Origin of the sequence: Paenibacillus chondroitinus NBRC 15376, from assembly GCF_004000765.1 — a bacterium.
GTDB classification, from domain to species: domain Bacteria; phylum Bacillota; class Bacilli; order Paenibacillales; family NBRC-103111; genus Paenibacillus_E; species Paenibacillus_E chondroitinus.
On record NZ_BILW01000009.1, the window covers coordinates 128,351 to 144,236 of the forward strand.

Annotated in this window: 7 protein-coding genes; all 7 read right to left on the reverse strand. The window is 45.1% G+C overall.

Annotated elements, in window-relative coordinates:
* Positions 1-26 precede the first annotated feature (26 nt).
* The 7 genes from PCH02S_RS13350 to PCH02S_RS13380 all read right to left on the reverse strand — a co-directional run bounded on the left by PCH02S_RS13350 (position 27) and on the right by PCH02S_RS13380 (position 15,862).
* Positions 27-1,814, reverse strand: a complete 1,788-nt coding sequence (locus tag PCH02S_RS13350; RefSeq protein WP_127453713.1) for an S-layer homology domain-containing protein — start codon at positions 1,812-1,814, stop codon at positions 27-29.
* A gap of 78 nt (positions 1,815-1,892) precedes the next feature.
* Positions 1,893-8,204, reverse strand: coding sequence for a discoidin domain-containing protein (locus tag PCH02S_RS13355; RefSeq protein ID WP_164819555.1), 6,312 nt, complete (start codon positions 8,202-8,204; stop codon positions 1,893-1,895).
* Between the two features lie 157 nt (positions 8,205-8,361).
* Positions 8,362-9,669 carry an ABC transporter substrate-binding protein gene (locus PCH02S_RS13360; protein ID WP_127453717.1) on the reverse strand — a complete coding sequence of 436 codons (1,308 nt, stop codon included), beginning with the start codon at positions 9,667-9,669 and terminating at the stop codon, positions 8,362-8,364.
* A gap of 112 nt (positions 9,670-9,781) precedes the next feature.
* Entirely contained in the window at positions 9,782-11,422 is a 1,641-nt protein-coding gene (locus PCH02S_RS13365; protein WP_127453719.1) for a response regulator transcription factor, read from the reverse strand.
* A gap of 38 nt (positions 11,423-11,460) precedes the next feature.
* The gene (locus tag PCH02S_RS13370; protein ID WP_127453721.1) at positions 11,461-11,712 is read right to left on the reverse strand and encodes a hypothetical protein; all 252 of its coding nucleotides are present in this window, start codon (positions 11,710-11,712) and stop codon (positions 11,461-11,463) included.
* A gap of 80 nt (positions 11,713-11,792) precedes the next feature.
* Positions 11,793-13,592: a sensor histidine kinase gene (locus PCH02S_RS13375; RefSeq protein WP_127453723.1), complete on the reverse strand. Its 1,800-nt coding sequence runs from the start codon at positions 13,590-13,592 to the stop codon at positions 11,793-11,795.
* 251 nt (positions 13,593-13,843) lie between these two features.
* Complete coding sequence (locus tag PCH02S_RS13380) at positions 13,844-15,862, reverse strand: beta-galactosidase (RefSeq protein ID WP_127453725.1); 2,019 nt, start codon at positions 15,860-15,862, stop codon at positions 13,844-13,846.
* Positions 15,863-15,886: the final 24 nt, after the last annotated feature.

Here is a 15,886-nt window from a genome sequence, read left to right on the forward strand (position 1 = left end):
CATACATGCTGTAATAAATTTTCTTCTTAATTGATCAAATTCGCATATTGCAGCACTCGTTTGATAATGACGGCTGCTTCAGCGCGAGTAGCTACATCTTGTGGTGCAAACGTAGTTTCTGTTTTACCGTGAATTAACCCTTTGCTGGCGGCATCTGCCACCGCGCTGCGAGCATAATCCGACAACAAGTCTTGATCGGCGAAAGAAACATTCGTCGCACTTGCGCTAGATGCTGATGTTCCTTTCACGAGCCCAATCGCTTTCATCATCATCACGACCATTTGCTCTCTTGTAATCTGCGCATCCGGGCTGAATTGCCCCTCCGCGACGCCTTGAACCAAGCCGTATTTCGCCGCTGTATTCACTTCTGGGGCGTACCACTGCGTGCCTGCGATATCTTTGAAGACATTCAGCCCAGCCTCTGCAGGCAATCCCAGTCCTCGTACGAGCAAGGCAGCGAACTCAGCGCGGGTGACTTGCATCTCAGGCGTATACGTACGGTCCGAAGTCCCGTTAATAATCATTTTCGAAGCCAACTGTTCCACATCTTTCTGAGCCCAGTGACCGATCATGTCGTCAAATGTTTTCTTGTTTTGAACGATCGCATACAAACTGTTTGTGTTTCGAATCACCTTCACTTCGGTTTTACCGTCTTTCGCATTAAACACGGAAGGCACGAATTTCATTTCTCCTGTAGCTGGATCATACACGACCGCCGTCGCAGCAGAGGAATCTTGAATCAATTCATCTACATGGATAACACGAGTCACAAAGCTATTACCGAAGCTATGAATTTCCTCTTCTTTGTCCTTGGTTTTCAGAATGACTTTATAATCGATCATATCACTCACACGCACCATGCCCTTATCGGAAATGGATTGGTCAAATTTCGTTTCATGCAGCGATTTAGCCTTATCGATCCGAATGATTAGCGTCGCTCCCTCTACGTCAGCCCCCGCAAAATCCGACTGGTTCAGTACGGACATCGGAAGATCGTAAGTGCCCAAATGGCTGCGCACACTTAAAATGGTATCTTTATGATTCTTCAAGCTATCGAGCAACGTTGGCAACGGTAATTGCAAGGCATTCAACTCACGCTCGCCAGGAATCTCAAAGTTCAAAACGGTGCCGCTCGTTGCTTGCAGATCCGCTAATTTCTGTGCAAGACGTTTGCTGTCTATCACTGCTGTTACAGAGGTTTGGCCGTCTTGTGTCGTTTCAATTCGGAGCTCCGATTCTTTTGGTACATAGAGGCCCGGATCTTCTTTCGTTGGTGGAGTTGTTGTACCTCCGCCTCCGCCGCCTCCGCCAGGACCAGGAGTTGTCCCGTTAATTTTAACAGTGGCTTGTGCATTAACATTCCAAATAGACGGTAGCTCCTGCGATGTCACTGTTGTCATCTTTGTCAAAGCTACGTTAGCTTGTCCGCTCTGCTTCGCCTTGAAAACCAGTGTGCAAATAACTAGATTTCCATTTTCGCCCGGTACATTTTTAATTTTCGTATTAGCAAATGTGACTTGATTACCTGAAGCTTGCGCGATCTTGTACGCATTGATTAAGCCATTCGATTGCGATTGAACTGAATTGAATTCCAGACGGTCTGCATCATAATTTAAAATAGCTTCATATCCATATAGATCTGTTACATTAGTACCTTGAATCGTAACGACCACATTGTCGCCGACGGTTACTTGAGAAGCATTTAGATTCACATTAAATGTAGGGATTCCAGCAGCACTTACCGTCATGCCGAATGGGATAATCGTAAATAAGAGCATCATAGTTGTTAAAAATAACCCTGTTTTGCGTAACATGGGGTTCACTCCTTCTGGATATCATCCGAATATGGAAAGAGAAAGGGCTGGCCTTTCTCTTCCATTTCAGATTGATTGTTATTGCAGGATCCGTTTAGCGACTCCTACTACGTCGAGAATGTTAATCTTGCCGTCATGATTGAAATCGGCAGCTTTGATTTTGTCCCAATCGCTTGCTGCGGGAGTTTTGCCATAATTCACCGCTACTTCACCCAAGTCTGCGATATCAACGAGTCTATCTTCATTGACATCTCCTGCAGCGTAGGTCGTGATGAACTGCTCGTTAAACGTTTGGATCGATTGGTTTAACACGATAGCTGCGTCATCCAGCTGCTGCTGGCTAACCGCCGGAGCCGTGTTGACGGCAGCGGCTGCTTGAATCACAGCTAGCAGTACTGCTTTGGAACCAACTGCATGTTGTCCGACTTGCGTTCCTTCTATCGCACGATCATAGATGGACTGTGCCAAATTTAGTACCGTTTGCAGCGTTGTCTTGTCTACAGATTCAGCCCCTGTAATAGAAATCGTTAGATTTGCCAGGGAGGCATCCATCTTTTGACTAAGTGCATTAGAAAGGGCTACCTTGGTCAGAGTCAGATTGGTTGTCGGGGATGATTGTTGGGACTTTGCCTTCCATTTAAGGCTGAATACATCTCCGCTTGCGGTAATAGCTCCCGCTTCTCCTTCGCTAATCGCAATAATCCGAACTTGACCCGGTACATCCGTTTTCGTATCTACCACTTTAAAGCCGGATTTCAATGTATCCACCGATACGAATTCAATTGCATTTGCATCGAAGCTTACTACGATGTCTGCTGCATATACGCTGGAAGATGGGCTATTCGTGACGTTCGTTAAACCAAAATTGGTCGAGAATGCAGTTCCTGCTTGAACGGCTGCCGCACCTGTTAACGTAGCATGAGGCACATCGGTCGGCGTCGCTGTCTGACCGCTGATCTGGACATAATTGAAACCTTGAACACCACTGCCGTCAGCAGCTGCCGCCACCACTTTCACAATTCCGTTCGTATTTGTCGTTAGCAGTCCATTGGCGTTAATCGTTGCTTTATTGGTCGTCGTGAGACCATCGTTTTCCCAGACACTCCATGTGACTTGACCATTGGCATTCGAAGGCAGTACTATGGCTTGCATTTGCAGCGTGCCGCCCTGTACCGTAATCTCATTCATGCCGCCTGTGCCACTCACGGAAATTGATTGAACAGGGTATACATTATCGGTTACCGTCACGTTCGCAACGGCTGGTATCGCGGTGCCGTCTACAATGCCATTCACGTTAAAGCTGCCAGCCACCGCATACTTGGACGGAGCCACTGAGTCCCATTGAACTGATTTTGTCCCCATTGTGGCATTGTTATAAACGACAGTGACACTGGCAGGCAGAATTGGCGCCACATAGGTAGCTGTAACTACAGTCACTGGCTGAACGCCTGTAATGACTGGTGCAGCAACTTGCTCCCACTTCGCATACAGCGTAATATCCGTTGTCGGAATCGTGTTCACGCCGAAATCCCAGCCGACCGTCAAGGCTTCATCTTGATACCAGCCTGCAAAAGTAAACCCGTTTTTCACCGGAGCCACAGGCGCTGCAATCTTCGAACCTTGTACAGCTCCGTACACAGGACGAACCTCACTGCCACCGTTGCTGTTGAAGCTCACGGTCGTACCCGTTTTGAAGACGGAGAGCTTCCACTCGTAGGACCAGCTTGCGGCAATCGTTCGGTTCTGGGTATTTATCTCGAATGGAAGCCATACATATCTGGAATCCTTCAGATCATTAGGGTACCAACGATCGGCCATGAAAATGAATTTATTCGGCACAAGATCGCCATTGCCATCCCGGTAAGGCAGAACATACGTGCTTTGGCTATCATGTGTCGTGTGTTTCCAGTCGTCCACAAACGGATCACCTTTATGTTCCCATGGGCCGAATATGCCATTTGTCGATACATGATATTCCGCTTGGTTCGGGTTCCAACCCGACTGTCCGGATGTAATCATGTAATAGACACCATCCTGTTTGAACATCGTCGGCGCTTCTCTGTACCACGGGAAGGCTCTCACATAATGAGTACCTTCCACTGACTGGCCGTTCGCATTCGTAGCCGGACCCGTGTAGTCATCATCCAGCATCGTGATGACAGTCCTCTCGTTCCCTTCGGATGCATAAATCAAATAAGCTTTGTCATCCGTCGCATCATTGCCGTCATCGTCTACATACAGCGTCATGTCGCGCAGCATGCCTTCGCCTTCGCCGCCCCCCCATCCATTGTTCGGCAATCGGGATATGCCGAGAAACTTGAATGGACCCGCTGGCGAATCGCTGATCGCAACGCCGCCTGCCGCCGTCCAATACTTACCGGCGATCGGCCCGTCTTGATGCCACCACATCACATATTTATCCGTTTTCTTGTTGTAAACAACCTTCGGACGTTCAACAACTTTATCCCAGTTGAAAGCTTTATACATCGCTTGCTTCTCTGCATTCGTTTTATCTGCGTACAATGCATTAAGCTCAGCTATGCGTTCAGGTGAATTATGTTTGCTTAATGAATTAACCGGCGATTTCATCGAACCTGTATAGTCCCCATAACGATCCGTGATATCGACAACTCGATTCGGATCGAATGGTACTCCGCTGTTCTTATACGTATCGCTATTCTCGTCCAAATATAAAGGCAAATTCCCACTAGGCAGTACCGATTCGCCCAATTGCGGGTTGTTGAATACCGGCAATACAACCCCTTCATTTTTCCAGTTATACAAATCTTTAGAAGAGTACGCGTGAACGCCTGTTACCGGTACATAACCTGAGCCAACATTATTCTCCGTTTTGTCTTCGCCATACCAGTAGTACGTTTTGTTTTTCTCGTTATACAGAATGCCGCCGCCATGAGCCTGAATTGGAACGCCATCTCCATCCAGCCACACTTCACCATTTTTAATGGAATTCGTTTTACCTACGGTCTGATATAAATTGTATAAGTCCTGCAGAGTGTTAGTGTAGTAAGGAATGCTTTCCTCAGTTAAATCGCTAAGCGTTCCGATCGATGAAACTTTACTTTCAATCGTCTCCGCTACTTTCGGGCTAATGCTGGACGCCGTGCGCAATTGCGTAATGGCATTCTCCAAGCTTGACGTATTGAAGCCAGTGGATTTTTTCTGGTTGACAACAATCTCTGCGGCAGTTAGGGTATCACCGTCCCCGCCTGTAGCAAGAGCCTGAATCGCTACATATCTGGCATTATGCGATTTGAATGTTGCCGATTGTGCGCTGGAACTGGATGTGTCCCAAACGCCATTCGCTGCAAAAGTGAAATTCTGGTCTAAATAAGCTTGCGTACCGTCTACCGGTTTATTGGTTAAATCCGTATCGCTGTAGTAAATCTTAAATTGCCCAATTCTTCCGTTTGCCTTATCCTGCCTTGGCGTAACCATGACTTTTCCAATGTCCGGCCTGTTCTGACCCAGATCTACAATGATGTAATCGCCAGCTCTGTATTTTCTTCCGTTTGATGCCCAGTTGGATTCATAGAACGTTGAGTTGTTGTTATCCAGCATGAGGCTGGAAGGATTAGAAGCATAAGCTTCCGGAGTGTAGAAGAGACTAATTCCGTTAGCCTGCTGCTCATTGCTTTGGATTTTCGCGATCTCGGCAATAATTTTGTTTGCCAGACTCGCCATCTCTTCCTGGGTCGTCGTGCTGCTGTTCAACAGTGCTGTACCTTGCATGCGCAATGTTTTCAGGTCAGCCAGATAGGCAGGATCACCCGAAAAATTAGTAATGAACGTAGCCGCGGTAGCCATCGCATTGTTGAGTTTAGACGTATCCAAAGTAAATCCAGCTTTGTTGAAAATATTGATTTCAGCAGCCGATGCATACTGCTTGCCTGCATCACTTTTGGAAGCCAGTGCGGTAAACTTCACATAGGAAGCGCCGTGTGCGGTAAAGGTTGCTGACTTCTCCAGTCTGTCTGCATCCCAGTTTCCTTCAGCAACTTTAGTGAAAGCGTTGCCATCAGGGCTCACGGATATTTCAAACTTCGTTACAACGCCGTTCCAATCTACATCCTGCCTCGGCAAATAGCTCAGCTTATACACACCATCATACGCCTTGCCAAGGTTGTAAGTGACGGAACGCGGAAGCGGTGTATACGAGTCATCCCAAGCTGTATGCCATTTCGTGCCGATGTCGCCGTCCAATGTTTTCGCTGGTCCTTCACCGGATGCGGAACTGTCCGCCGTTGCCGTCATTTGGCCTTGCGGAATCATTCCGAACGAATTAGCTTGCTGATTATATTCAGCGGTAATTTTACTTGTGATGTTTGTGATAGCCTCTTGTGTCACGTAGGCGGTATCCCGAACTGTCTTGCCCTCGTTGACTAACGTTTGCAATGTCGTCAAGCTGGCGTCAGTAGCTATCAATGCTTCTGCGCTGGCAATTGTCTGATTCAGCGTATCCTTATCTACGGTAAAACTTGGTTTTCTTAAAATGTTGATCTCGGCAGCCGACGCATACTGTGCTCCAGAACCGTTCGTTTCGTCCACTTTCAGCCTTACATACTGAGCAGTGGTCGACGAGAATGTTGCCGTTTTCTCGGTTTTATCGTTATTCCATGTGCCTTGCGCAACAGGATTGAAAACGGTGCCGTCCGTGCTCGTTTCAACGGTATACTTGGTAATAACGCCATTCCAGTCAGCATCTTGCCTTGGTAAATAGCTCAGCTTATAGACATCGTTATAAGTTTGCCCAAGGTTATAAGTGAGGGTATGCGGACCTCCGTCATAAGGATCCCAAGACGAATGCCATTTGCTTGAAGCATTCCCATCCAGTGTTTTCTCAGGTCCTTCCCCGGGTTGAGCGCTGCTCGCCGTTACACTCATCTGATTTTGCGGAATTACCGTATTACCCGTATAGGATGCTCCGTCAATCACAAACGTTGTAATTGATTTCGGGCTGACTGTCGTAGTTAATGTTTTATTCACGATCGGAACATTGGCATGCTGCTCTACATTTTCCGCAGCAGATGAAACATATGGTGTTGCAATCCCTGTGACAGCATCAAACTGTGATATGTCTAAAGAAATATTTTGGCTAGTCGTGTTAGCATTTCTATATACAACATAGATTTTGTTCTTGGAAGGATCATACGCCGCTAACGTGTTATCATTGTTATCTGCTATGAATCTGGATCCCTGCGGGATAAATTTGCTGAATTGCGCCATTGCGTAATACTTTTTACCGTACCACCAGTCTTGTGTATCAAAATCCGCGTGAAGGAGACCCCAGTTCATGTTTTCCCTCTGCATGTTTTTCTCGCTCTCAATGGCTTGCCACAGTACCCAAGCCTTAGGTTCAAGCCAAGTAATATCCGTCATAATTCGTTCTGCTAAAGCCAATGCCGGTTCAAAATCATCGTGGTTGTGAGCAACGCCCGATGGACCAAGATCCACTTCAGACATCCACAGCGGTTTGCCGGCATTTTTAGCTGCATCTCTGACCGCAGTTCGGTTTGACCCGCTGTACGTATGGGTATTCATTTGTCCTATGTTCGCTTTGGTTGTTGAATCATAAGAGTTCCAATCGGTCATGAACGTGTCCACACTAGTCTCATCCATCGCCGAAATTGCGACAGATTGAAGTCCTTTGGAATCGAGTTTTGCACGAGCCGCATTAATCATTTTCGCCTGCGAGCCCGTATCCCAGTGAGAACCTTCTTGCCCTCCGCCAAATCCCCAGTAATTCGTATTCGGTTCATTGATCGGCGACAGTGTGTTGAACTTAATCCCCTCAGCGTCGAAATGTTGGACAACCGTCGCCAAGTAGTCTGCGAAATTGTCATACTCCGTCGATTTCAAGTTATCTTTCCAAGCATCCGAATTCCCCGTCGTACTTCCACTTACCGTCATATAGTACGGAGCGGAATTGGAGAATGCCTCCAATTTATTAGCCCCTCTTGCGATGGCAGCTCCCAGCCACCAACGTTGATTCGCATCCTGTGTCCAATCGTACACACCAGGAGAAGGAGAGAATCCAGGTACTTCACCGCCTTGGCGCATCGTATTGTACGCAGGATTTTCACCACCGCCTATGTTGTATCTGGCAATATTGAAATTCAAGCCTTGTGGTGAATACAGCGCATCGGCCAAAGCGTTTTTAGTCGCTTCATTCCAACCGCCTGTAACATTTCCGAACCAAGCTAGCGCCGTTCCCCAACCGTCCCATGATTGCTGCATATTACTCGGATCTAAATTGATTGATGTTGTTGCAGCGGCACTTGCCTGCTGAGCTGTTAGACCATAAAACGCAGGTGTAACTAATGAAGCAGCAAGACAGGAAGCAAATATTTTCCGTCCAACTTTTGTAGTCATCAAGACAACCTCCTTCTGAGATGGTATAACCACCAAAACCATAATTTGGAAACGCTTACCATAATAGCTTGAAAAAATGGAAACCGATTTGCATCAATTTCCCATAAATGAGGAGAGAAGATGACAAGCCATCCCTCTCCTGCCTACATACCAAACCTTACTTGCTGGCTCTTGCTTTCGTCCATTTGTCGTTCAGATCGTTAGCAATCTTATCAAGTGACGTTCCGCCCATCATCTCTTGGCCTAGCTTCTTCCAATCCAATTGGATGGAGTTTACATATTTATTGAAGTTTTCGCCGCCTGGACGATAGTTGAACTCTTCCACTTTGTTGGCTTTGTAGAAGTCATTCAAGAACGGAACATCTGCTTTGACACCCTCCATGACGGAGTTGGCTTGCTTCTTGTTCACATAGAAGGAATAGGCATCCGAGCCAAACATCCACTCTTGGAATTTCTTCGCTGCTTCTACGTTTTTAGATTTGTTGTTAATCCCGAAGAAGTTATCCGTGAACGTCATTACTTTCAGCGGTTCGCTTTCGGAATGACGAGTAGGAAGTGGGAATGCTGCAAGATCATCGATATTTCCTACTTTCGATTTGTATTGCGGCAAGTACCATAGTCCTGCGGCAATGACAGCCGCTTTCTTCGCTTCAAATAATCCTGTTGCTTGGTCATTGCTTAATCCCAGCGGATCTGCCCCCATCACTTTGGCATCGTACAAAGCCTGGATATCGCTGTAAGATTTGTAGAATGCCGTACCCTTTTCAAAAGGCTTATCCATGCCGGCGATTTTGTCGTAATAATTTTCGTCACCGGATGCTAACAGCGGCATAAATTCATTGAACGGATAGTTCGGCCAGGAGTCCTTACCGCCCATCGCATAAGGCTGATATTTACCGCTCTTCTTAATGTCCGTTAATACGCTTACAAACTGATCCCACGTAGTCGGAACACTTAAGCCTAACTCTTTAAAGACACTTGGATGATAGTAAACAAGTTCTGGGAAAGAAATAACCGGTAGTGCCAGCACTTTACCATCTACAGCAAATTGTTTTGCTTTTGTATTTTTAGCCGTAACGCTCAAACCATCAAGCGGCAGAAGCTCTGCTTTGAAGTCATTGATAAAGTTAGGCTTCAACTCGATAATATCCGGCAATTCGTTAGCGGCTAATCTAACTTTCATCGCTTGCAGGTAGTCGCCGTCACTTTTGAAAGTTTCAACTTCCATCTTCACGTTCGGCATAACGGTTGAGAACTCTTTTACCTTTTTGGTCCAGCTATCCAGGAACTCGCTGTCGCTATCCCACATCGCAAGTTTCAATGTAACCGCATTCTCTTTCGAGCTGTCTGCTGCTGTAGGAGCAGCTGAAGAACTGTTGTCCGTAGGCGCCGTATTCGCGCCGCAACCTGCTAATCCAAACGTCAAGGCAATTGAAAGTACAGATGTTACTAATCTTTTCTTCATAATCTTTCTTGACCCCCTTAAGATAACGTGACCTATTTACATCTATATATTACAAAAATACAGAATACGCTTTCATTGATATATTTGGTGATTAGCTTGATATATTTTGTGCTCATTCTTTTTTCCTTGAATAATTGTCCCGATACTTTTGAGGGCTCATTCCCCGATATTTCTTAAACACACGGCTGAAATGTTCAGGGTTCTCATATCCCACCTTAACGGCAATTTCATACATTTTCATTTCCGTTTCTATGAGCCTGGTCGCCTCATTAATCCGTAGTTTTGTCACATATTCAATAAAATGCTCGCCTGTTTCTTTCACAAACTGTTTGCTCAAATGGCTCTCGGTCACCTGCGCCCATTCACTAACTTGCCCCAGCGTAATTGCCGTACAGTAGTGTTTCTCTACATAACGCTTGACCCTCTCCACCAACCGTTGTGGATTCTCTTCACGAATTTTATCAGGATGCAGTAAATCCGCCAGTCGAAACACCAACTTCTCAATCCACTCGTGTAAATCATCACGGAACGTGAATTGCTCAACAATCTCATACGGCCTTCGTCGCGTTTCAATGACATGCGTCCAGTTCATCCCTTTGGCATGCAGGAGTGCTCCTATATTCCAAATCAATTCTTCATAGATCGGGAGTGAGCTTTCCAATGTTACATTCGGTATCTCGCTTAATTGACTTAATCCCGTGTATAATTGCTGCTGCCACTTGCCATCTCCCTTCTCCATAAGATACATCATCACCGTGTAATCAAAAGGCGTAGGTAGCACTTTCTCGTTTACGCTTACCGTTTCGGGATAGTACACACGCCCAGGACCTTCTGAAAATCGCAGGCTGGCCAATCCCTTCGCCTGACTGTATCGGAGATGCCAGTTTTTCCAGTCTGTGCATGATTCTGCTACTCCCACGGATAACGAGACATTTAAAAAGTTTTTGACCGTATTGCGCAAGGAATCCAGGAGTTCCATTACGTGTCCACGTAAATTTAAAAAGCTCGTCGATGACTCAAAACATAACAGAAGCGCATACTCATCCTCTTGAACCTGCAATAATTCATAAGGGTGTTTAACAATTTCCATCCCTTGTTTAATGATCTTAACTAAATGATCCTGATGATCCATACCGGCGTGCCCCGGCAAATTCGCAGCGGTCGATGGTATATCCGGCAAAACAGATATGATAACATGCTGAAAATTCACAAATTGCGTCATCCACTTTTGAAAAGAGTCGTCCTGCGTTAAGTTATGGCTGTACATATAATCTTTATCGCATAACAAGCCCCGCAGCCAGGCTTCTTTCTGCTTCAAGTCGGATTCACTGTTGCTTTTCATCAAATTCGCCGTAGTGATCGACTTCTCTTCGATCTGGCTAATCGCCTTTTTGATCACAGGAATGATATGTTCGGGATCGAGATCCGCCTTCATAATGTAATCGACTGCTCCAAGCAGGAATGCTTTCCTCACAAAATCAAAATCTGAATACGCACTAAGCACAATACTAAGCGGTGGATTCGTCAAATTGGTTTCCTGCAATTTAGATAGTAAAGTAAGGGCATCCATAACTGGCATACTCATATCGACAATCATCAAATCAACGTCCTGATGTACCGATATGCGCTGCCATGCTTCATAACCATCCGCAGCCTCTGCCACTACCTCACAGTCCAAATCGCCCCACGGAATAATTGCCCCCATGGCTAGTCTTACTAGCGGCTCGTCATCGATGATCATGACTCTAAACATTCTTTTCCCCCATTCTAAATAAAGCAGATATTGCTGCCTTAATCCTGAACAATGACTTGATCGTACTTTTGCTCTATGATTCCTGGAACTTCGTATAATAAATAAGATCGACCGCCCACTTCTCCGCGAAACGAGCTGGGAAAGGACATGTACTCTTGCTTGGATAGAATAGGCAGAACAGCAATATCAACGGATAGACCGAATTTCTCCTTCAACAACAAGGCTGAAAGAAAGCTTTTTTCAATGAGGATGACTCGATCATATTTGGTATCATATAAGCAAAATTTCATAGGAAAGACACGCCCCCCTTTATCCGTTTTCTCTATGCATCAAGGACAGCAGCAGTTACTTACAGTGTATAAACATCGGTCTATGAGGCCTGCGAATGATCCGGATCACTCGATAAGAGCGGCAGTATGACAATGACTTCTGTTCCAACTCCTAACTCACTGTTAATTTTCAAACCGTATGGCTCGCCGTAATTTAATCGAATCCGATCATTAACATTGGCAATACCTATTCCGCATAAGGACTCTACCTTCTTCTCATGCAGCAAGGCTTCCATTGTCCGTTGTTCCATCCCTTTTCCGTTATCCGTGATGGTGATGATGAGTTGATCATTCTTTTTTCTACTTGTTATTTTGACGATTCCCATGGCTTCTTTGCCGTAAAATCCATGAATAATGGCATTTTCCAAAATAGGCTGCAGCAGCAGCTTCAGGACATAGGTGTTTGTTACACCATCATCGATGTCGTATTCGACCTTAAACCGGTCACCATAACGCACCTTCATAATATGGATATACTTCTCCAAACTTTGCATTTCATCAAAAACTTGGATGTAAGAGCCGCCGCGATGAAAGGTCGCAGATAGCAGTTTAATAAGAGAATCCGTCATTTCCACCAGATTGGTAGCCTTGGACAACATCGCCATAATTTTAATGGCATTAAGTGTATTTACCAGAAAATGAGGATTAATTTGAGATTGCAGCGCATCGATTTCCGCCCGTGTTTTCAGCTTTTCTTGTTCTTGCCTTTCAATGATAAGCTCCTGTATACGGACGGTCATATTTTGAAATGTTTTACCCAATGAATAAATTTCCAATGGACCCGCAAGCTCCAAATCCACATGAAAAGAACCGCTTTTCATTTTATTCATTTGGAAAATTAACGATTTGATTGGGCCGACGATACTCCGGACAAGGAAAAACGAAACGATTAAAAATATGATGAGTCCTGCCGAGGAAACATTCATCACTAGTTTATAGATCTCTCTGACTTGGGCCGTCATCTGCTCATATGGCGTAATGTAGATGATTTTCCATTCCGTCCGCTCCATGGTTAGAAAGGTGACAAACATCTTTTCGTCGTAAACCATCGTTTCAAAGTTGCCGCTTTTCTTGTTTCGCGCTTGTTCAATCGTTTGTTTTTCAATGTTTTTACTTTTATCTTTACTTGTATCCAGCATGATATTTCCACTGCCGTCCAGGATTATAAAACTACCGTCCTGGTTAGACGTAGATTCTGCCAGATTCTCAAATGTTTTGGCTTGTATCACAAAATAGATCATCTCTACATCACTAAATGATCTTTCGTACTGGGGAGCTATTGCTGCGGATAAAATATATTTATCATTCGATTCAATCAATACATTCTCTTCAGATCCGAATAACAAAACTCGCCCTTGGTTCTGAAGCGTTTTCTGATAAAGATCCGTACTCTTTAAAAGATTTTCGTTAATCCGCGTATTAATATTATGAAAATGAGTGCCTTCAAAGTAATAGGCGCCTCCGTCACGATAAACGAACATCGCTGAAACCACATCCGGCATATCGTGCAAATAATTTTTTAATTGATTTTCTAATTGAATGGAAGAGTTGAATAGGTCTTTGGATTGTGTGCTGCGATGGTAAGAAGTAGCAAGCGAAATTAGATTATTATCCGAGGCAATTGCGGCAACCGTCCTGATATATCTACTTTTCTCCTGGTCGATGGAGTAAGAGACTTGTTCCAATGTTTGCATAGTGCGTGAAGTGATGTTAGACAACAGAATATCTGTGTAAGCTCTTAATGACAGAAACGCAACTAAAACAATAGGCATAACGATCACAAAAAAGAACATCACGTACAGAATCGATGTGATTGGCCATCTCTTTTTCAAAATACGCACTGGCAGTCCCCCCGTTTTCTCAAGTTACAACTATGCTGTGAGATTACACATTCCGGCATGACGGGAAACTGGGCACCAGGTAATTTGTGTAAAAGTTATTACGCTTTCATTTGTGAATCGATCGCGTATTAACCATGATTCGACATCTACCGTCATCATAAAATTTATTACGAAATACGTCAACCCCCTATTAAATCCAATTAATTACAACGAAAGATAGAGAAGACATTGCTGTCTTCCCTATGAATTTACTAGGAATTAATCTCTAAAATAGCTACTCCGTGCGGTTCGAGGACTAACGTCCGCTCATAAACTCGATGTGACAGCAGATCCTTATAGGATCCAACATTTAATAGAATTGCTGTTTCATAAGCGTTATGATTCAAAACAAAGGTATACGTTTTATCATCTTTCTGTCTGCTTCTGATCTCGACACCTTCTGGAGCTTGATGAGCCGTCGTCAAATTCAATCGTTCACAAATTGTTTTGCTGAGCTGTTCCAAAAATCTCTGTTCAGGGTCAGTTGCTACATAATAAGCTTCCCCTTGCCCGAATGTATTTCGGGTGATTGCCGGCATGCCTGCGTAAAAATCACGTCCATAAACGCCAAGCGCCTCCGCTCCCTCAAGGTGCAGCAAATCGCACAAGAGTCCACATTCGTATTCGCCATGAAGTTCCCCGAACGTCGAATTCATCATAATTCTATTCGTCATTTCCGGTTGGAGCGCATCCATTTCCTCTACCCATATGCCGAGCAAATCACGTAATTCGCCTGGGTAACCGCCTAACGTTACAAGATCATTTTCGTTCACAATCCCACTGAAAAACGACGTAACAAACGTTCCGCCCTGCTTCACAAACGACTTCAGCCGATCGCTCACGCCAGGTTTCAACATGTACATCACTGGTGCAATAATCAGTTCATATTTAGAGAAATCACTAAGCGGGCTAATGACATCCATACTAACATTTAAATCATAAAACGCTCTGTAGTACTTCTGAGCCTGCTTAAGATAATCCAGATCCACGCTCGGTCCGCTGGTCATTTCCACGGCATTCCAAGTATCAATATCAAACAACAGCGCTACTTTGGACTCCGTTACGGAATCTAGAAGCGTATCCCCCAACATCTGCAGTTCCTTTCCTAATTGTGTGCACTCTTGAAATACTCTTGTATGCTCATGGCCTGCGTGAGCGATCAAAGCACCATGATACTTTTCGCACGCACCAACGGAACGACGCAATTGGAAAAACATAACCGTATCTGCCCCGTGCGCAATCGCTTGATAACTCCAAAGCCGCATAACACCGGGCCGTTTGAGACTGTTGTAAGGCTGCCAGTTTTGCTGGCTTGGCGTCTGCTCCATCAACATGAAAGGTTGTCCGTCCTTCAGCCCTCTCATGTAATCATGCCTCATCGCCACGTTGCTCATGGGCTCATTCATTTGGGGATAGCTGTCCCATGATACAACATCCATATGGTCAGCCCATTTCTTTAAATCCAGCCCGTTAAAGAGTCCCCATATATTCGACGTGATTTTAATGTCCGGAGTAATCCGTTTAATGATGTCGTACTCGCCTTGATAACACGCTAGGATTGCATCCGACATAAATCTTTTATAATCCAACGCAATTCCTTGGAAACATCTGTTATTTCCATTCAAATTCGTAGGTGGTACAATATCTTCCCACTCATATACCGTGTGAGACCAGAAACTCATATTCCATACGCGATTTACAACCTCTAACGTACCGTATTTCTTCTGCAGCCAAGTACGGAAAGAAGACGCACACGTATTGCAGTAACAATGAGGCGCATACTCATTCCCAATGTGCCAAACTAGCAAGGATGGATGCTGGCCATAACGCTCCGCCATCTTGGTTGCGAGACGTTGCGAGAACATTCGGTAGACGCGGCTGTTAGGGCAGAAATTAACGCGGGAACCGTGCGTGCGCTTCCTGCCGTCAATATCGACGGGAAGCACTTCAGGATACAAGCGCGACATCCAGGCAGGCTGCGCCGCTGTTGACGTAGCCAAACAAAGAAAGATGCCTTCCTTTGCGACTGTAGCAATAATTTTATCCAGCCATTCAAAATCGTATGTATCTTCCGAAGGCTGCAGCTTCGCCCAGCTGAACACAGGCAGTGTAACGATATTAATCCCCGCCAATTTAAACATTCGCATATCTTCTTGCCAAACTTCCTCTGGCCATTGGTCCGGATTGTAATCACCACCATAATAGATGGATGGCAGTTTGTCATTAATCATTGGTTGTCCCCCCAAAGTACAATC

What these genes read in the sequence shown, in the direction of transcription:
- PCH02S_RS13355 (WP_164819555.1), bottom strand. Translation starts at nt 8,204, where the DNA reads ATGACTACAAAAGTTGGACGGAAAATATTTGCTTCCTGTCTTGCTGCT.
- PCH02S_RS13360 (WP_127453717.1), bottom strand. Translation starts at nt 9,669, where the DNA reads ATGAAGAAAAGATTAGTAACATCTGTACTTTCAATTGCCTTGACGTTT.
- PCH02S_RS13370 (WP_127453721.1), bottom strand. Translation starts at nt 11,712, where the DNA reads ATGAAATTTTGCTTATATGATACCAAATATGATCGAGTCATCCTCATT.
- PCH02S_RS13365 (WP_127453719.1), bottom strand. Translation starts at nt 11,422, where the DNA reads ATGTTTAGAGTCATGATCATCGATGACGAGCCGCTAGTAAGACTAGCC.
- PCH02S_RS13350 (WP_127453713.1), bottom strand. Translation starts at nt 1,814, where the DNA reads ATGTTACGCAAAACAGGGTTATTTTTAACAACTATGATGCTCTTATTT.
- PCH02S_RS13380 (WP_127453725.1), bottom strand. Translation starts at nt 15,862, where the DNA reads ATGATTAATGACAAACTGCCATCCATCTATTATGGTGGTGATTACAAT.